At 55.6% G+C, this 19,198-nt stretch carries 16 protein-coding genes; 8 read left to right on the top strand and 8 right to left on the bottom strand.

The features are described 5' to 3' along the window. The first annotated feature begins 14 nt into the window (after window positions 1-14). Both ilvD and ilvA read left to right on the top strand, forming a co-directional pair. Window positions 15-1,865, top strand: a complete 1,851-nt coding sequence (gene ilvD, locus LGL98_RS24315) for a dihydroxy-acid dehydratase (protein ID WP_002883173.1) — start codon at window positions 15-17, stop codon at window positions 1,863-1,865. 2 nt (window positions 1,866-1,867) lie between these two features. Beyond that, window positions 1,868-3,412, top strand: coding sequence for a threonine ammonia-lyase, biosynthetic (gene ilvA, locus LGL98_RS24310; RefSeq protein ID WP_136031915.1), 1,545 nt, complete (start codon window positions 1,868-1,870; stop codon window positions 3,410-3,412). Here the strand turns inward: ilvA and ilvY are convergent. Then, the gene (ilvY, locus tag LGL98_RS24305; RefSeq protein WP_136031913.1) at window positions 3,409-4,299 is read right to left on the bottom strand and encodes an HTH-type transcriptional activator IlvY; all 891 of its coding nucleotides are present in this window, start codon (window positions 4,297-4,299) and stop codon (window positions 3,409-3,411) included. The genes ilvA and ilvY overlap by 4 nt on opposite strands. Before the next feature lie 152 nt (window positions 4,300-4,451). On the opposite strand from ilvY, the gene ilvC reads away from it, so the two are divergent. Beyond that, window positions 4,452-5,927: a ketol-acid reductoisomerase gene (gene ilvC / locus LGL98_RS24300; RefSeq protein ID WP_136031911.1), complete on the top strand. Its 1,476-nt coding sequence runs from the start codon at window positions 4,452-4,454 to the stop codon at window positions 5,925-5,927. Between the two features lie 98 nt (window positions 5,928-6,025). Here ilvC and ppiC (LGL98_RS24295) read toward each other — a convergent pair whose 3' ends face one another. After that, on the bottom strand, window positions 6,026-6,307 hold the full coding sequence (gene ppiC / locus LGL98_RS24295) for a peptidylprolyl isomerase PpiC (protein ID WP_002883180.1): 282 nt from the start codon (window positions 6,305-6,307) through the stop codon (window positions 6,026-6,028). Between the two features lie 50 nt (window positions 6,308-6,357). Beyond that, entirely contained in the window at window positions 6,358-6,639 is a 282-nt protein-coding gene (ppiC, locus tag LGL98_RS24290; RefSeq protein ID WP_002883181.1) for a peptidylprolyl isomerase PpiC, read from the bottom strand. Window positions 6,640-6,751: 112 nt separating this feature from the next. On the opposite strand from ppiC (LGL98_RS24290), the gene rep reads away from it, so the two are divergent. Then, window positions 6,752-8,773: a DNA helicase Rep gene (gene rep, locus LGL98_RS24285; RefSeq protein WP_136031909.1), complete on the top strand. Its 2,022-nt coding sequence runs from the start codon at window positions 6,752-6,754 to the stop codon at window positions 8,771-8,773. A 4-nt stretch (window positions 8,774-8,777) separates the two neighbouring features. On the opposite strand, the gene LGL98_RS24280 is transcribed toward rep, so the two are convergent. The 5 genes from LGL98_RS24280 to rhlB all read right to left on the bottom strand — a co-directional run bounded on the left by LGL98_RS24280 (window position 8,778) and on the right by rhlB (window position 14,530). Beyond that, complete coding sequence (locus LGL98_RS24280) at window positions 8,778-9,500, bottom strand: DUF554 domain-containing protein (RefSeq protein ID WP_136031907.1); 723 nt, start codon at window positions 9,498-9,500, stop codon at window positions 8,778-8,780. Window positions 9,501-9,562: 62 nt separating this feature from the next. Beyond that, window positions 9,563-10,561 (bottom strand): amidohydrolase family protein, encoded by a 999-nt coding sequence (locus LGL98_RS24275; RefSeq protein ID WP_136025576.1) that lies wholly within the window; start codon window positions 10,559-10,561, stop codon window positions 9,563-9,565. A gap of 130 nt (window positions 10,562-10,691) precedes the next feature. Further along, entirely contained in the window at window positions 10,692-11,618 is a 927-nt protein-coding gene (locus LGL98_RS24270) for a LysR family transcriptional regulator (RefSeq protein ID WP_136031906.1), read from the bottom strand. 19 nt (window positions 11,619-11,637) lie between these two features. Continuing rightward, complete coding sequence (gene gppA / locus LGL98_RS24265; protein ID WP_168435307.1) at window positions 11,638-13,146, bottom strand: guanosine-5'-triphosphate,3'-diphosphate diphosphatase; 1,509 nt, start codon at window positions 13,144-13,146, stop codon at window positions 11,638-11,640. A gap of 118 nt (window positions 13,147-13,264) precedes the next feature. Continuing rightward, window positions 13,265-14,530, bottom strand: a complete 1,266-nt coding sequence (gene rhlB, locus LGL98_RS24260; RefSeq protein ID WP_095033586.1) for an ATP-dependent RNA helicase RhlB — start codon at window positions 14,528-14,530, stop codon at window positions 13,265-13,267. Window positions 14,531-14,871: 341 nt separating this feature from the next. Between rhlB and trxA the strand changes: the two genes are divergently transcribed. The 4 genes from trxA to wzzE all read left to right on the top strand — a co-directional run bounded on the left by trxA (window position 14,872) and on the right by wzzE (window position 19,196). After that, window positions 14,872-15,201 carry a thioredoxin TrxA gene (trxA, locus tag LGL98_RS24255; RefSeq protein ID WP_002883224.1) on the top strand — a complete coding sequence of 110 codons (330 nt, stop codon included), beginning with the start codon at window positions 14,872-14,874 and terminating at the stop codon, window positions 15,199-15,201. A gap of 330 nt (window positions 15,202-15,531) precedes the next feature. After that, window positions 15,532-16,791 (top strand): transcription termination factor Rho, encoded by a 1,260-nt coding sequence (gene rho / locus LGL98_RS24250; RefSeq protein WP_002883293.1) that lies wholly within the window; start codon window positions 15,532-15,534, stop codon window positions 16,789-16,791. A 241-nt stretch (window positions 16,792-17,032) separates the two neighbouring features. Next, the gene (gene wecA, locus LGL98_RS24245) at window positions 17,033-18,136 is read left to right on the top strand and encodes a UDP-N-acetylglucosamine--undecaprenyl-phosphate N-acetylglucosaminephosphotransferase (protein WP_004886849.1); all 1,104 of its coding nucleotides are present in this window, start codon (window positions 17,033-17,035) and stop codon (window positions 18,134-18,136) included. A gap of 13 nt (window positions 18,137-18,149) precedes the next feature. Then, complete coding sequence (gene wzzE, locus LGL98_RS24240; protein WP_002883296.1) at window positions 18,150-19,196, top strand: ECA polysaccharide chain length modulation protein; 1,047 nt, start codon at window positions 18,150-18,152, stop codon at window positions 19,194-19,196. The last annotated feature ends 2 nt before the right edge of the window (window positions 19,197-19,198 follow it).

The raw sequence follows: 19,198 nt of genomic DNA, 5'->3' as shown, positions 1-19,198 counted from the left end.
GGAGTAAAAAGAGCATGCCTAAGTACCGTTCCGCCACCACCACACATGGCCGCAATATGGCGGGCGCCCGCGCGTTGTGGCGCGCAACCGGGATGACCGATGCCGATTTCGGCAAACCGATTATCGCCGTCGTTAACTCCTTTACCCAGTTTGTTCCCGGGCACGTGCACCTGCGCGACCTCGGCAAACTGGTTGCCGAGCAGATTGAAGCCGCCGGAGGTGTGGCCAAAGAATTCAACACCATCGCAGTGGATGATGGGATCGCTATGGGCCACGGGGGTATGCTCTATTCACTGCCATCCCGCGAGCTGATCGCCGACTCGGTGGAGTATATGGTTAACGCCCACTGCGCTGATGCCATGGTCTGTATCTCCAACTGCGACAAAATCACCCCGGGGATGCTGATGGCCTCCCTGCGCCTGAACATTCCGGTGATCTTTGTTTCCGGCGGCCCGATGGAAGCCGGGAAGACCAAGCTGTCAGATAAAATCATCAAGCTTGACCTGGTGGATGCGATGATTCAGGGGGCGGATCCGAAAGTGTCCGACGAGCAGAGCAATCAGGTAGAGCGTTCCGCCTGCCCGACCTGCGGCTCCTGTTCCGGGATGTTCACCGCGAACTCCATGAACTGCCTGACCGAAGCGCTGGGCCTGTCGCAGCCGGGCAACGGCTCGCTGCTGGCGACCCACGCCGATCGTAAGGAGCTGTTCCTGAACGCCGGGAAACGTATCGTGGAGCTGACCAAACGCTATTACGAGCAGGATGACGCTTCCGCGCTGCCGCGCAATATCGCCAGCAAGGCGGCTTTTGAGAACGCCATGACGCTGGATATCGCCATGGGCGGTTCCACCAATACCGTCCTGCATCTGCTGGCGGCGGCGCAAGAAGCTGAAATCGACTTCACCATGAGCGATATCGATAAGCTTTCCCGTAAAGTGCCGCAGTTGTGTAAGGTGGCGCCGAGCACGCAGAAATACCATATGGAAGATGTGCATCGCGCCGGCGGCGTGCTGGGCATTCTGGGCGAGCTGGACCGTGCCGGGCTGTTGAACCGCGAGGTTAAAAACGTCCTCGGTCTGACGCTGCCGCAGACCCTGGAACAGTACGATGTGATGGTGACCCAGGACGACGCGGTGAAAAAAATGTTCCGCGCCGGCCCGGCGGGCATCCGCACCACCCAGGCGTTCTCGCAAGACTGCCGCTGGGATACCCTGGATGACGATCGCGCCGAAGGCTGTATCCGCTCTCTGGAACACGCTTACAGCAAAGATGGCGGCCTGGCAGTGCTGTACGGCAATTTCGCGGAAAACGGCTGTATCGTGAAAACCGCCGGCGTTGACGACAGCATCCTGAAATTTACCGGTCCGGCGAAAGTGTATGAGAGCCAGGACGATGCGGTAGAGGCTATCCTCGGCGGCAAAGTCGTTGAAGGCGATGTCGTGGTGATCCGCTACGAAGGGCCGAAAGGCGGGCCGGGGATGCAGGAGATGCTTTACCCTACCAGCTTCCTGAAGTCGATGGGGCTGGGTAAAGCGTGCGCGCTGATCACCGATGGCCGTTTCTCCGGCGGCACCTCAGGGCTCTCTATCGGTCACGTCTCTCCGGAAGCGGCGAGCGGCGGCAACATTGCGCTCATTGAAGATGGCGACATGATTGCTATCGATATTCCGAACCGTAGCATCCAGCTGCAGCTGAGCGATGCGGAAATTGCGGCGCGTCGTGAAGCCCAGGAAGCGCGTGGCGACCAGGCGTGGACGCCGAAGAATCGCCAGCGTCAGGTCTCCTTTGCCCTTCGCGCCTACGCCAGCCTGGCGACCAGCGCCGACAAAGGCGCGGTACGCGATAAATCCAAGCTGGGTGGCTAATCATGGCGGATTCACAACCCTTGTCCGGCGCCCCTGAGGGCGCCGAGTACCTGCGAGCAGTGCTGCGCGCACCGGTTTATGAAGCGGTGCAGAAAACGCCGCTGCAAAAAATGGATAAGCTCTCGTCGCGGCTGGATAACGTTATTCTGGTGAAGCGTGAAGATCGCCAGCCGGTACACAGCTTTAAGCTGCGCGGCGCTTACGCGATGATGTCCAGCCTGACGGCGGAACAGAAATCCCACGGGGTGATCACCGCTTCGGCAGGCAACCATGCCCAGGGCGTAGCGTTTTCCGCATCGCGGCTGGGCGTTAAGGCGCTGATTGTGATGCCGGTAGCGACCGCCGATATCAAAGTCGATGCCGTTCGCGGCTTTGGCGGCGAAGTGCTGTTGCACGGCGCCAACTTTGACGAAGCGAAGGCGAGAGCGATTGAGCTGGCGCAACAGCAAGGTTTTACCTGGGTGCCGCCGTTCGATCATCCGATGGTCATCGCCGGTCAGGGAACGCTGGCGCTGGAGCTGCTGCAGCAGGATGCCCATCTTGACCGCGTATTCGTCCCGGTGGGCGGCGGCGGTCTGGCGGCGGGCGTGGCAGTGCTGATCAAGCAGTTGATGCCGCAGATCAAAGTGATCGCGGTGGAGGCGGAAGATTCCGCCTGCCTGAAAGCGGCGCTTGATGCCGGTCATCCGGTGGATCTCCCGCGCGTCGGCTTGTTTGCCGAAGGTGTGGCGGTCAAACGCATCGGCGATGAAACCTTCCGTTTGTGCCAGGAGTATCTGGACGACATCATTACCGTTGATAGCGATGCTATCTGCGCGGCGATGAAGGATCTTTTCGAGGATGTGCGGGCGGTGGCGGAGCCTTCCGGGGCGCTGGCGCTGGCGGGGATGAAGAAATATGTCGCCCAGCACAATATTCGCGGCGAGCGACTGGCTCACATTCTGTCCGGGGCCAACGTCAACTTCCACGGTCTGCGCTACGTGTCTGAACGCTGCGAGCTCGGTGAACAGCGCGAAGCGCTGCTGGCGGTGACGATCCCGGAAGAGAAGGGCAGCTTTCTGAAATTTTGCCAGCTGCTGGGCGGGCGTTCGGTGACGGAGTTTAACTACCGCTTTGCCGATGCCAAAGACGCCTGCATTTTTGTCGGGGTACGCCTGAGTCGTGGCCTGGAAGAGCGTAAAGAGATCCTCCAGTTACTGAACGATGGCGGCTACAGCGTCGTTGACCTTTCCGATGACGAAATGGCCAAGCTCCATGTGCGCTATATGGTCGGCGGCCGGCCGTCAAAAGCGCTGCAGGAGCGTCTGTTCAGCTTCGAGTTTCCGGAATCGCCAGGGGCGCTGCTGAAGTTCCTGCATACCCTTGGCACCCACTGGAATATTTCGCTGTTCCACTACCGCAGCCACGGCACCGACTATGGTCGGGTGTTAGCGGCCTTTGAGCTGGGCGAGCACGAGCCGGACTTTGAAACCCGTCTCAATGAACTGGGCTATGAGTGCCACGACGAAACGCATAACCCGGCATTCCGCTTTTTCCTCGCGGGTTAGTGGTTAGGCAGAATTTTCCAGAAAGCATCAATAAGCGGCTCATGCAGCCGCTTTTTTTGTGCGCAAACGCCCAGCTCAAACGGAGTTTGCTCATCGCTGCGTTCCAGGATCATCACCCGGTTGCGTACCGGTTCCGGACTGTTTTCCAGCACTACCTCCGGCAGTAGCGCCACGCCGCAGCCGAGCGCGACCATCGACACCATCGCTTCGTGTCCGCCGACGGTAGCGTAGATCGACGGGTTACTGATTTTATGCCGCCGAAACCACAGCTCGATGCGCCGACGTACAGGCCCCTGATCGGCCATGATAAAAGGCACCGTCGACCAGTCGGGGCGATCGACGGTTACCTGGTTACGTACCGGGCAGGGAAGGGCTGGGGCAATTAACACCACGGCGAGATTCTCCAGCATCGAAAACGCCACCGACCCCGGCAGGGTCTCCGGTTTACCGGCAATCGCCAGGTCGGCTTCGCCGGTGACCACCTTCTCCATGGCGTCGGCGGCGTCCCCGGTCGAGAGCTTGATCTCCACCGAGGGATGCGCGGCGCGAAAGCGGTCGAGGATTGGCGGCAGATGGCTATAGGCAGCGGTGACAGAGCAGAAGATATGCAGCTCGCCGGAGAGCGAAGGGCCCTGCTGATCGATCGTGTGGCGAAGCTGCTGGTACTGCAATAAAGTTTGCTGGGCAAAGGTGCGTAACTCTTCCCCGGCTTCGGTGAGGGTTACCGTGCGATTATCACGCACGAACAACGGCTGGCCGAGGTCCTCTTCCAGGCGCTGGATCTGGCGCGAAAGCGTCGATGGACTGACGTGCATGGCCCGCGCGCTGCGGCCAAAATGGCGGCTTTCCGCCAGATGCAGAAAGGTTTTCAGATCGCGTAAATCCACGGCGCGTACTCCCCGGTTTTGTATTTCATAAAATGCAACGTGACGTTGTGAATATATCAATTTCCGCAATAAAATTCCTGTCATATAGTAAGTTCATTCTCGCAAAAGCGAACCGAACAATAAGCACGACACAACATCACGGAGTTACAGACATGGCGAACTACTTTAATACACTGAACCTGCGCCAGCAGCTGGCACAGTTGGGCAAATGCCGCTTTATGGCGCGCGACGAATTCGCCGATGGCGCAAGCTACCTTCAGGGTAAAAAAGTGGTCATCGTCGGCTGCGGCGCGCAGGGCCTGAACCAGGGTCTGAATATGCGTGACTCCGGCCTGGATATTTCCTATGCGCTGCGTAAAGAAGCGATCGCTGAGAAGCGCGCCTCCTGGCGTAAAGCGACTGAAAACGGCTTCAAAGTCGGAACCTATGAAGAGCTGATCCCGCAGGCCGACCTGGTCGTTAACCTGACGCCGGACAAACAGCACTCAGACGTTGTGCGTTCCGTACAGCCGCTGATGAAAGACGGCGCAGCGCTGGGTTACTCCCATGGCTTCAACATCGTGGAAGTGGGCGAGCAGATCCGTAAAGACATCACCGTGGTGATGGTGGCGCCGAAGTGCCCGGGTACCGAAGTGCGTGAAGAATACAAACGTGGTTTCGGCGTACCGACGCTTATCGCGGTACACCCGGAAAACGACCCGAAAGGCGAAGGCATGGCCATTGCCAAAGCATGGGCGGCGGCGACTGGCGGCCACCGTGCGGGCGTCCTGGAGTCTTCCTTCGTGGCGGAAGTGAAGTCTGACCTGATGGGCGAGCAGACCATCCTCTGCGGCATGCTGCAGGCGGGTTCTCTGCTGTGCTTCGACAAGCTGGTGGCGGAAGGTACCGACCCGGCGTATGCAGAAAAACTGATTCAGTTCGGCTGGGAAACCATCACCGAAGCGCTGAAGCAGGGCGGCATCACCCTGATGATGGATCGCCTCTCCAACCCGGCGAAACTGCGCGCTTATGCGCTGTCCGAGCAGCTGAAAGAGATCATGGCGCCGCTGTTCCAGAAACACATGGACGATATCATCTCCGGCGAATTCTCCTCCGGCATGATGGCTGACTGGGCAAACGATGATAAGAAACTGCTGACCTGGCGTGAAGAGACCGGCAAAACCGCTTTCGAAACTGCGCCGCAGTATGAAGGCAAAATCGGCGAGCAGGAGTACTTCGATAAAGGCGTTCTGATGATCGCGATGGTGAAAGCGGGCGTTGAGCTGGCCTTCGAAACCATGGTGGCCTCTGGCATCATCGAAGAGTCTGCTTACTATGAATCACTGCATGAGCTGCCGCTTATCGCCAACACCATCGCCCGTAAGCGTCTGTATGAGATGAACGTGGTTATCTCCGATACCGCTGAATACGGTAACTACCTGTTCTCTTACGCTTGTGTACCGCTGCTGCAAGAGTTCATGACCACCCTGCAGACGGGCGACCTGGGCACGGCGATTGCCGAAGGTGCGGTAGATAACGCTCAGCTGCGTGACGTGAACGAAGCGATTCGCAGCCACGCAATCGAAGAAGTGGGCAAAAAACTGCGCGGTTATATGACTGATATGAAGCGTATTGCCGTCGCCGGTTGATAAAACAAAAGGTGCGGGCGGATGCCCTCACCCCAACCCTCTCCCACAGGGAGAGGGTGCAAACATTAAAGGCCTTCTCTTTGAGAAGGCCTTGTTGTTTATTTCCGGTACAGCACTTTGATGATGTGGTAGCCGAACTGGGTATGCAGCGGGCCGGTTGGCTCCAGTTCAGGGCAGGAGAAGACCACTTTATCGAAGGCCGGTACCATCTGGCCCTGACGGAACTCACCCAGATCGCCGCCGCGTTTGCCTGACGGACAAATGGAGTGTTTCTTTGCCAGCTTGCCGAAATCGGCGCCGTTCTTAAGCTGCTCAAGCAGATCAAGAGCCAGTTTCTCTTCTTTTACCAGGATGTGCAGTGCTGCCGCGGTTTTAGCCATGATTGCGCCTTGATTGAGTTGGGAAAATCAGGGCGCCATAGTAGCACGCGCTAGCGGCGATACAGCACCTTGATAATATGGTAGCCGAATTTGGTTTTCACCGGGCCATAGGGTTTGAGTAGCGGACAGCTGAAGACGGCTTGATCAAACGGGCCGACCATCGCGCCTTGCTGAAACTCGCCTAAGTCGCCGCCGTTGCGTCCCGACGGACATTTAGAATAGCGCTTTGCCAGATGATCGAAGCTGACGCCCCGCTCCAGTTTGGCGAGGATCTCCAGTGCAAGTTTCTCTTCTTTGACCAGGATATGCAGGGCCGCTGCGCTTTTTGCCATGGCATTATTCTCAGGATGGTTTGCGTGGCTGACACTTTACCATCAGTCAGTAAATCTCGGCTCCGCTTTCTGCTACAATCCCCACCCCGTTCGAAGATTGAGCAAGACTCCCATGCGTTTAAACCCTGGCCAACAACAAGCCGTCGAATTCGTTACCGGACCGTGCCTGGTGCTGGCGGGCGCCGGTTCCGGTAAGACCCGCGTTATTACTAATAAAATCGCCCACCTGATCCGCGGCTGCGGCTATCAGGCGCGCCATATCGCGGCCGTAACCTTTACCAACAAAGCCGCGCGCGAGATGAAAGAGCGCGTTGGGCAAACGCTGGGGCGCAAAGAGGCGCGCGGCCTGATGATCTCCACTTTCCACACCCTGGGGCTGGATATCATCAAGCGGGAATACGCTGCGTTGGGTATGAAGTCTAACTTTTCCTTATTCGACGATACTGACCAGGTGGCGCTGCTCAAGGAGCTGACCGAAGGGTTGATCGAAGATGACAAAGTGGTGCTTCAGCAGCTGATCTCGACGATCTCCAACTGGAAAAACGATCTGAAAACCCCGGCGCAGGCCGCCGCTGGCGCGAAAGGCGAACGGGATCGTATTTTCGCCCACTGCTATGGGTTATACGATGCGCACATGAAGGCCTGCAATGTCCTCGATTTTGACGATCTGATCCTGCTGCCGACGCTGCTACTGCAGCGCAACGAGGAGGTGCGCGAGCGCTGGCAAAATAAGATCCGCTACCTGCTGGTGGATGAGTATCAGGATACCAATACCAGTCAGTATGAGCTGGTGAAGCTGCTGGTGGGTCAGCGGGCACGCTTTACCGTGGTAGGTGACGATGATCAGTCGATCTACTCGTGGCGCGGCGCGCGGCCGCAGAATCTGGTGCTGCTTAGCCAGGACTTCCCGGCGCTGCAGGTGATCAAGCTTGAGCAGAACTACCGCTCATCCGGGCGTATTCTGAAAGCCGCCAACATTTTGATCGCCAATAATCCACACGTCTTTGAAAAGCGGCTGTTCTCCGAGCTGGGATATGGCGCGGAGCTGAAAGTGCTCTCTGCCAACAATGAGGATCATGAAGCGGAGCGCGTGGCCGGGGAGTTGATCGCCCACCACTTTATTAATAAAACCAACTATAAAGATTACGCGATCCTTTACCGCGGCAACCATCAATCGCGGGTCTTTGAAAAGATGCTGATGCAGAACCGCATCCCGTACAAAATCTCCGGCGGCACGTCGTTCTTTTCGCGTCCGGAAATTAAAGATTTGCTGGCCTATCTGCGCGTGTTGACCAACCCGGATGACGACAGCGCCTTCCTGCGTATCGTCAACACGCCGAAGCGCGAGATCGGCCCGGCGACGCTGCAAAAGCTCGGCGAATGGGCGATGGGCCGTAACAAAGGCTTATTCACCGCCAGCTTTGATATGGGCCTGAGTCAGACGCTGACCGGTCGTGGCTATGAATCCCTCACCCGTTTCACCCACTGGCTACGGGAGATCCAGCAGCTGGCCGAACGCGAGCCGGTCAACGCCGTGCGCGACTTGATCCGCGGAATTGACTACGAATCCTGGCTGTATGAAACCTCGCCCAGCCCGAAAGCCGCGGAAATGCGCATGAAAAACGTCAACCAGCTGTTTACCTGGATGACCGAGATGCTGGAAGGCAGCGAAATAGATGAGCCGATGACCCTGACGCAGGTGGTCACCCGCTTTACCCTGCGCGACATGATGGAGCGCGGCGAATCGGATGAAGAGCTGGATCAGGTGCAGCTGATGACCCTCCATGCATCGAAGGGGCTGGAGTTCCCGTACGTCTATCTGGTGGGAATGGAAGAGGGGTTACTCCCGCATCAGAGCAGCATCGATGAAGATAACGTCGATGAAGAGCGCCGCCTGGCCTACGTCGGCATCACCCGTGCGCAGAAAGAGCTGACTTTTACGCTCTGTAAGGAACGCCGGCAGTATGGCGAGCTGGTGCGTCCAGAACCGAGCCGTTTTCTGCTGGAGCTACCTCAGGACGACCTTATCTGGGAGCAGGCACGCAAAATCATTACGCCTGAAGAGCGGATGCAAAAAGGCCAGGCCAACGTCGCCAATATTCGGGCGATGCTGGCAAAGGCGAAAAAAACTTAACGTCTCAGGCTACAAACTGCTGCCAGGCGGCGGAGAAGGGCATCACCAGAATCAGCGAGGGTAGCATATTGGCGGTGGGAAAGGCGCGGATCCCGCACAGACGAAAACCGGTCGCCAGCATAATGATGCCGCCACAGGCGGTGAAGTCAGCGATCATTGACGGATTAATTAACGCCATGATAAAGGTTGCCGCGAAAAACAGGATAATGAAAACAATCAGCTGGGGAATAAAGATCACGGTGATGATATACCCCAGCGTGGAGGCGAAAATCGCGGCAGTGAAAAAGTCGAGGATCGACTTGGTCAGCAGAATGGTCGGGTCGCCGGTCATCCCTTCGGTTAAGGCACCGAAGATGCCGGTACCGCTGGCGCAGAACAGGATCAACACAGCGATAAACTGATTCATAAAGTCTTCCGCACTGACGCTGGCGCTGGACTGCGCCGGGAAAATACGTTCAATGGGGCTGCGCAGCTTGGTTCCGGCTCGTTCAATCCATTTTTCAATATTCAACAGGCCGCCAATAATCGTGCCGACAATAATAGCCAGAGCAATGGGTGGCAGGTTATGTAATTTATTGACAAAGAATATGCCCATACTGATTGAGATCAGTCCGGCGATCAACGGTAAGGTTTTTTTGAAATGTTCCGGAATAAAACGATTCAGTGAAGCGCCCGCCAGCGCACCGACGAGAAGTGAACCGCTACAGACAAATATACCTATAGCCATAATTTATTATCCCTAATAAAAGTCAGGGCCTGAATATACAGGCCCTGAAATATTTAAATTAATTATTTAATGTTAAATACGCGGCTGGCATTACCCCAGGCGATTTTATCTTTCAGGCCTGCTTCAAGTTCTAAAGGATCAAACCAGTCACAAGCCTGATGAATATCTTCATATGGATAATCGACAGAGAACATCACGCGATCCGCACCCATGACTTCAATGGCATTATTCAGTGAATGGGTATTGAAATGGCCGCTGGTGGTGACAATGAAGTTATTCTGCAGATAGTGCATTAACGGTTTTTCCGCTTTACCCAGACCGCAGCCGAAACGCTGACGATAGAGACGATGTTGAGTACGCGGCAGCATATGAACCAGCCCTTCGCCGAGGTGGCCCAGGACCAGATTGAGGTTAGGATAACGATCGAACAGGCCGCTCATCATCAGACGAATAGCATGAACGGCTGTTTCCTGAGCGAAGCCCCAGGCGGAGCCGATCAGGCTTTCGTAACCGGTGTAAATGCCACGAGCCGGGCCTTCCAGCGGTTCACGAGGATGCAGGTAAACAGGCACGTTCAGCTCGTTGACCTTATCCCAGAATACCAGCATGGATTCGTCATCAAGATACAGGCCATGCTCGCTATCTTTAACGTTGGTGTAGCCATTGATCAACGCACCTTTCATGCCTAATTTTTTCACGGCGCGTTCCAGCTCTTCCGCCGCCGCTTCCGGATTCTGCAATGCCAGGGTCGCGAAGGCGCTGAATTTATCCGGATTTGGCTTCACATAATTCTCAACGATAAAATCGTTAGTGTCACGAGCAAAAGAGACCGCTTTGGCTTTATCTAAAATAGATTGCGCACCAGGTGAGGTCAGGGAAAGAATTACATGGTCAATATTACGCTGCGCCATTTCTTCCAGCTGAATACTGCGATCCAGCAGGCGACGTTCAACGTCTTTCATATATTCTGTACCGTTACGGCCGGCTTCACCAGTTGAATCCCACAGACGGTTGTTTTCAGGAGTGGAGACGTGTTCTTCTAAAGCGATTTTTCCGCGCATGATATATTCCTTACTATATTAGTCAGTGTGGCTTGATGCGAGGAGAATAAAAGCTTTCACGTATTGACAGCAATAAACCAAACGTAATACGGGTTATCAATAAAACCAATACAGCAGGATATCGTGCAGCTTAAATCTTAATAGAGTCACTTTGCTGAGCGGGATCGGCAAGCGTAGCGACCAGCGAGCGCAGCCAGATATGGCCGGGATCGCGATGCAGCCGCTGATGCCAGACCTGACGGATGGCAATATTGGCGAGGGGAAAAGGCAGCGGCCAGCTCCGGCAGGGGTAGCGCCGGGTGATATGCCGCGCTACCTGTTCCGGGACGACGGCAATCATGTCGCTCTCGGCCACCAGCTCCCCAGTCCCTAAAAAGCTCGGCAGCGTCAGCGCGATTCGCCGGGGCATACTGTGTTCATCCAGCAATTTATCCATATCGCCATGGGCGGTACCCTCCACGCGGATCGCCAGATGTTTTTCCTGCCGCCAGTCTTCGGCGCGAAGCTGCGTTCGAATACGCGGGTGATTTTCCGCCGCCAGGCAGACATACGATTGATCGAAGAGATGTTGTTGATAGATGCTGTCCGGAAGCTGGGTCAGATAGCCGATCGCGAGATCACATTTCCCTGATTCAAGGGCGTTGAGGGTCTGCTCATCCAGATTCTGCACTGTAAAGGTGATCCCGTCCGCCGCCTGCTGCTGGAGCGCAATTTGTAATAAAGGCAGCAGTGTCATTTGGCTGATATCGGTCATACCGATCGTAAAATTACGCTGGCTCTGCTGGGGAAGAAATTCAGGTTTGACCGCTAAATCGTTATCGGCAAGCTGGAGAAGAGTCGAGATGGTGGGGGCGATCGCGTCCGCTCGCGGCGTCGGGATCATCCGCTGCCCGACCCGGACAAACAGCGGGTCAGCAAAATGGTCCCGTAGTTTTTTCAGCAAAAGGCTGCCGGTGGGCTGGCTGATATCGAGCGCGTCCGCTGCTGGAGAAACATTGCCCAAGCGGTAGAGCGCAGAGAAAAAGCGTAGCGATTTGAAATCCAGTTCTTCCCGCATCCGCCCTCCTGGCTGGATATTATTTCAGCGTATCGCCGCTGGCGACCCGAAGTATCCAGTGGACGTAGCTTTGCCACTGACACTCCTGATCGACCATCTCCCGACCCAGCGGATGTTCATCAAGCCAGTTTCCCGGCAATATCAGCGTCAATTGTTCGTCTTGAGCGGTCAGTTGAATAGCGGGCAACAGATCGTCGCGCCGTCGGCTGGCAAACAGGATTGCCAGTCGCAGCAGACGACACAGATGCTCAGCCACCCGCGGCGGGACGGCATTCTGCTGATGAAGCGAAGAGAGGTCGATAGCGTTCGTCTGGTTAAGGAGCAGCGTGGCAATCAGCTTCTTCTGCGCCGGGGTAAAGCCCGGCAGGTCGAGGTTATTGACCAGATAGGCAGCGTGCTGTGGCGCGCGTTTGAAATCCACGCTCAATCCAATCTCATGCAGCGCACAAGCGCTGAGGAGCAAATCCCGGCTCAGCGGATCCAGCTCCCAACTGCCATCCAGCTGGTTTAGCAGATGGCTGGCGAGAGCGGCCACACGCTGGGCCTGTTCGGTGTCGATCATAAAACGACGCTGAATATTGCGCAGGGTGCGGCTGCGGATGTCCTGTTCAACAGAGAGATGCAGCATGCCGTACACCAGACCTTCGCGTAACGCGCCGCCCGCGAGGGTCATACACTGAATATTGAGTTCGCTGAAGATAGCGATCAGGATCGCCAGCCCGCTAGGAAACACCAGCGCCCGCTCAAGGGTTAAGCCTTCGATCTCCAGCTCTTCCAGACGTCCGCACTGGATGGCGCGCTGTTTAAGCTGCTGGAGTTTGGCGAGGGTGATGCGTTCATCCATCCCCTGCGCCATCATAATTTCCTGCAAAGCCTGAACGGTGCCGGAAGCGCCGACGCACACTTTCCATCCGTGATAGCGCAGCACATCGGCGACAGGCAGTAACACCTCGCGTGCAGCCGCTTCGGCGAGATCGAAATTTTCTTTCGTCAGACTACGGTCGGCAAAATAGCGTTCAAGCCAGGTGACACAGCCCATCGACAGGCTAAACAGCGAGGTTGTTTGTGCGCCGGTCCCGGTCACCAGCTCGGTACTGGCGCCACCGATGTCGACCACCAGACGCTGATCGGCGCCGCCGGTGGTGTGGGCGACACCCTGATAAATCAGACGTGCTTCTTCTTCGCCGCTGATCACCTGCACTGGGGTGCCGAGGATCTCCTGCGCTTTCGCCAGAAAATCACCCGCATTGACGGCAAGGCGTAGCGTGGCGGTGGCCACGACGCGAATTTGCGTCGGCGGAATATCCTGCAGGCGTTCGGCAAACAGGCGTAAACACTGCCAGCCACGCTCCATCGCCTCAGCGGAGAGCGTATTGTCGCTATTTAGCCCGGCCGCCAGACGTACCTTGCGCTTAATGCGGCTCAGCGTCTGGATACTGCCTGCCACCTCGCGCACCACCAACATATGGAAACTATTGGAGCCCAAATCAATGGCAGCATACAGCGAGGTGGAGCTCATACTCTTCATCGTTCAGAAGACTCCCTGGTCGACAGGGCAGTGGTGCCCAAGCCATATAACTGAGCGGGTTGCCGGGGAAAGGCGCCCTGGCTGATTCTGAATGACGGAGTGTATGACATAAGATTTCTTAACCTGAACGACGACGATTGCGCGGTGGACCGCTGCGGCGCGGGCCGTTGCCAGGGCGCGCACGGGTCAGGCGCAGCGGCTTAGGCAAATCGGTCATCAGCGCGTCCGGATTGTATTTACTGACCGGAATGGAATGACCAATATAGGTTTCGATAGCCGGCAGGTTCAGCGCATACTCTTCACAGGCGAGGCTGATAGAGTGCCCGCTGGCGCCAGCGCGACCGGTACGGCCAATGCGATGAACGTAATCTTCGCAGTCGTCCGGCAGATCGTAGTTAAAGACATGAGTCACGGCCGGAATGTGCAAGCCACGAGCGGCAACGTCAGTCGCGACCAGAATATCGAGGTCGCCACGAGTAAATTCGTCGAGAATACGCAGACGTTTTTTCTGCGCCACGTCGCCGGTCAGCAGACCTACGCGATGGCCGTCGGCGGCGAGATGGCCCCAAATATCTTCACAGCGGTGCTTGGTATTAGCGAAGACGATGGCGCGATCGGGCCACTCTTCTTCCAGCAGCGTCTGCAACAGGCGCATTTTTTCTTCGTTGGAAGGGTAGAAGAGCTCTTCTTTAATACGGTGGCCGGTTTTCTGCTCCGGTTCTACCTCCACGTACTCGGCGTTGTTCATTTGTTCGAACGCCAGTTCGCGGACGCGGTAAGAGAGGGTGGCAGAGAACAGCATGTTAAGACGCTGTGCGGCCGGCGGCATACGACGGAACAGCCAGCGGATATCTTTAATAAAGCCGAGATCGTACATGCGATCGGCTTCGTCCAGCACGACAACCTGAATCGCGCCGAGGTTAATGTGGTTCTGTTTTGCGTAATCGATCAGACGACCGGTGGTACCGATCAGAATATCGACGCCGCTTTCCAGCACTTTCAGCTGTTTATCGTAGCCGTCGCCGCCGTAAGCCAGACCCAGCTTCAGACCGGTGGCCTGCGCCAGCGGTTCAGCGTCCGCGTGGATCTGTACCGCCAGTTCACGCGTCGGCGCCATAATCAGCGCGCGCGGTTGGTTAACCTGGCGATCGGCGATAGCCGGGTGAGAGAGAAGATAATGAAACGTTGACGTCAGAAACGCCATCGTTTTACCGGTACCGGTTTGCGCCTGCCCGGCGACATCGCGGCCTTCCAGCGTCAGCGGAAGGGCGAGGGCCTGAATGGGTGTACAATTATGAAACCCTTTCTTTTCAAGGGCTTCAATGACTGCCGGGTGCAGGGCGAAGTCGGAAAACTTCTGTTCTGTTAAATGTGTTTTGCTCATAGTGTGGTAGAATATCAGCTAACTATTGCATTAAGAAAGCGTATCCGGTGAAATAACGTCAACCTTTCGTTGGCGATGTACGAAATTATTCAAGGTACGTCTACGGTAACTGAACGAATCCAGGATAGCTTAGACCACTAAGCGAGTCGGGAGCGATAAATCTGCAGCATGCAGTTCGCGTTCGGGCACCCTGGCGTCAACAGGCGAGTCCATGATGGATTGCGCCAGTTGGCAGGCCAGAGAATTGAGGTATCCTGAAGAATAGCGTGCATAACGTAGCCGCAGCGCGTCGTTGATGGCTACGACACCAACACACCAGGCTTATTCCTGTGGAGTTAAATATGAGCGATAAAATTATTCACCTGACTGACGACAGTTTTGACACGGACGTACTCAAGGCTGACGGGCTGACCCTCGTCGATTTCTGGGCAGAGTGGTGTGGTCCGTGCAAAATGATCGCCCCGATTCTGGATGAGATCGCTGAAGAGTATCAGGGCAAACTGACCGTAGCTAAGCTGAACATCGACCAGAACCCGGGCACTGCGCCGAAATACGGCATTCGCGGTATCCCAACCCTGCTGCTGTTCAAAAACGGCGAAGTGGCGGCCACTAAAGTTGGCGCACTGTCCAAGGGTCAGCTGAAAGAGTTCCTCGACGCTAACCTGGCGTAAGCGAATTGCTGTTCCGGCGTCCAGATTCCTATTTTTTGCGGAACTCTGGACGCCCGGCTGGAGTCGTGCTAAGTTAATCCACAGACTTCGTTTTAAACATACCTTGTTTGAATCTTGTTTTACCCGAAGCATCCCGCATAAATGCGCGTGAAGCTAATAATTCCGGGCTTTTCACTCATTCCGTCTAGTCGTTTCAGTTCTGCGTTCTTTCCTGTGACCAGGCAACGTACAGACACGAGATGAAGGCCGTTAACAGGCATGGAAGTTCCTGCCATACCATTCACAACATTAAGTTCGAGATTTACCCCGAGTTTAAGAACCCACACCACTATGAATCTTACCGAATTAAAGAATACGCCGGTTTCTGAGCTGATTACTCTCGGCGAAAATATGGGGCTGGAAAACCTGGCTCGTATGCGTAAGCAGGATATTATTTTTGCCATCCTCAAGCAGCATTCGAAGAGTGGCGAAGATATCTTTGGCGACGGCGTACTGGAGATACTGCAGGATGGATTTGGATTCCTCCGCTCCGCAGACAGCTCCTACCTCGCCGGCCCTGACGACATCTACGTATCCCCCAGCCAAATCCGCCGTTTCAACCTCCGCACTGGTGACACCATTTCCGGTAAGATTCGTCCTCCGAAAGAGGGTGAACGTTACTTTGCGCTGCTGAAAGTTAACGAAGTTAACTACGACAAGCCGGAAAACGCGCGTAACAAGATTCTGTTCGAGAACTTAACGCCGCTGCACGCGAACTCTCGCCTGCGTATGGAGCGTGGTAACGGTTCTACCGAAGACTTAACCGCTCGCGTACTGGATCTGGCCTCCCCGATTGGCCGCGGCCAGCGTGGCCTCATCGTCGCGCCGCCGAAAGCCGGTAAAACCATGCTGCTGCAGAACATCGCGCAGAGCATCGCATACAACCACCCGGACTGTGTGCTGATGGTACTGCTGATCGACGAACGTCCGGAAGAAGTGACCGAGATGCAGCGTCTGGTGAAAGGTGAAGTGGTTGCTTCCACCTTTGACGAGCCGGCATCCCGTCACGTGCAGGTTGCCGAGATGGTTATTGAGAAAGCGAAACGTCTGGTTGAACACAAGAAAGACGTTATCATCCTGCTCGACTCTATTACCCGTCTGGCGCGTGCCTACAACACCGTGGTTCCGGCTTCCGGTAAAGTGCTGACCGGTGGTGTGGACGCCAACGCCCTGCACCGTCCGAAGCGTTTCTTTGGTGCGGCACGTAACGTCGAGGAGGGCGGTAGCCTGACCATCATCGCCACGGCGCTGATCGATACTGGCTCCAAAATGGACGAAGTTATCTACGAAGAGTTTAAAGGCACCGGTAACATGGAACTGCACCTCTCTCGTAAGATTGCTGAAAAACGCGTCTTCCCGGCTATCGACTACAACCGTTCCGGTACCCGTAAAGAAGAGCTGCTTACCACTCAGGAAGAGCTGCAGAAAATGTGGATCCTGCGCAAAATTATCCATCCGATGGGTGAGATTGATGCGATGGAATTCCTCATCAATAAGCTGGCAATGACCAAGACGAATGATGACTTCTTCGATATGATGAAGCGCTCGTAAGGTAAAAAAAGCCAAAAACGCCACGCCTTTGCGTGGCGTTTTCATTTTTGGGTTTGTATGATCCAGAGACAGAGAAAGCCGGACAAAAGTTGTCGTATAATGGCGCCGGATCGGCAGGCGGAGACAGCTTTAACAGACTAAAATCTATACAATAAATTTGTAATGTTCTGCTTTTCCCCTTCTGGAGTTGGGGCATCATCGCTATACTTCCCGGATTAACTATGCTGAGAGCACATGCGTTGTGAATTTACTCACTGCTATTACTGAATTAATCAGTATTTTCTTATTCACGACCCTCTTTATTTTTGTCGCGCGGAAAGTGGCAAAAAAGATTGGGTTAGTGGATAAACCAAACTATCGCAAACGGCATCAGGGGTTGATTCCGTTGGTTGGTGGTATCTCAGTTTATGCAGGCATCTGTTTTACCTTCGCCATCGCCGATTATTATATTCCTCACGCCTCACTGTATCTGGCCTGTGCGGGGGTATTGGTGCTGGTTGGCGCGCTTGACGATCGCTTCGACATCAGCGTAAAAATCCGCGCGGTCATCCAGGCCGCGATCGCCGTGATTATGATGATGGCAGGAAATCTGCATCTGAGTAGTCTGGGCTTTATTTTTGGCTCGTGGGAACTGGTGCTGGGGCCTTTTGGCTTCTTCCTGACCCTGTTTGCCGTATGGGCCGCCATCAATGCGTTTAACATGGTCGACGGTATCGACGGCCTGCTTGGCGGCCTCTCTTCGGTCTCCTTTGCGGCAACCGGGATCATCCTCTGGTTTGATGGTCAGTACAGCCTGGCGATGTGGTGTTTCGCGATGATCGCCGCCATTCTGCCCTATATTCTTCTCAACCTTGGCGCCCTCGGCCGCCGCTATAAAGTCTTTATGGGTGACGCCGGCAGCACGATGATTGGCTTCACCATTATCTGGATCCTGCTGGAAACCACCCAAGGTAAAACGCATCCCATTAGCCCAGTTACCGCGCTGTGGATTATCGCTATCCCGTTGATGGACATGGTGGCGATTATGTATCGCCGTCTGCGCAAAGGCATGAGTCCATTCTCACCGGACCGTCAGCATATTCATCATTTGATCATGCGCGCTGGGTTTACTTCCCGCCAGGCGTTCGTCCTGATTACCCTGGCCGCCGCTCTGCTGGCGCTGGTTGGCGTCGCGGCGGAATATACCCGCATCGTGCCGGAATGGGTAATGTTGATTCTCTTTTTGGTAGCCTTCTTTCTTTATGGCTACTGTATTAAGCGCGCCTGGAAAGTGGCGCGCCTGGTTAAGCGCATCAGACGCAGAATTCGGCGACACAGCGGCAATAATCCGAAACTAACCAAATAAAGCTGGGGAAGTGATGACTCAACCATTACCGGGAGCACAAGCAGTGAACGTTGAGAACGAGCTGGATATTCGCGGGCTGTTTCGCGCTTTATGGGCAGGAAAAGGTTGGATAGTCGGCGGCGCCGTACTCTTCGCCGCCATCGTGCTGGTGTATACCTTCTTTGCTCGTCAGGAGTGGAGCGCCACGGCGATCACCGATCGGCCTACTGTCAATATGTTGGGGGGGTACTATTCCCAGCAGCAGTTCTTACGCAATCTGGACATTAAAGCCGACCTCGCCTCGGTCGATCAGCCTTCCGCCATGGATGAAGCGTATAAAGAGTTCATCATGCAGCTGGCTTCCTGGGATACCCGGCGCGATTTCTGGCTGCAAACGGACTACTACAAGCAGCGTCAGTCGGGTAACGCCCGCGCGGATGCGGCGATGCTGGATGACCTGATTAACAATATCCAGTTTATGCCAGGCGATGCGGCCAAGAGCATTAACGACAGCGTCAAACTGACCGCCGAAACCGGGCAGGATGCCAATAATCTGCTGCGTCAGTACGTGGCTTTCGCCAGCCAGCGGGCGGCAGGCCATCTTAACGACGAGCTTAAAGGCGCTTGGGCGGCGCGGACGGTGCAGATGAAGGCGCAGGTAAAGCGCCAGGAAGAGGTGGCGGAGGCTATCTTCAACCGCCGGACGCACAGCGTGGAGCAGGCGCTGAAGGTTGCCCAGCAACACAATATTTCACGTAGCGAAACGGATGTGCCTGCCGATCAGTTGCCGGATTCAGAGCTATTTTTATTGGGCAGGCCGATGCTGCAGGCCAGGCTGGAAAACCTGCAGGCCGTCGGGCCGGAATATGATCTTGATTACGACCAGAATCGCGCCATGCTGAGCACGTTGAACGTCGGTCCAACGTTGGATCCGCGTTTTCAGACTTACCGGTATTTGCGGACGCCAGAAGAACCTGTAAAACGCGATAGCCCGCGCCGTGTGTTTCTGATGGTGATGTGGGGGATTGTGGGTGCGCTCATCGGCGCAGGCGTGGCGTTATCGCGTCGTCGTGTCCTGTGATT

This window comes from Klebsiella africana, from assembly GCF_020526085.1.
Taxonomy (GTDB): Bacteria; Pseudomonadota; Gammaproteobacteria; order Enterobacterales; family Enterobacteriaceae; genus Klebsiella; species Klebsiella africana.
This window is presented reverse-complemented; position numbering and strand designations above follow the sequence as displayed.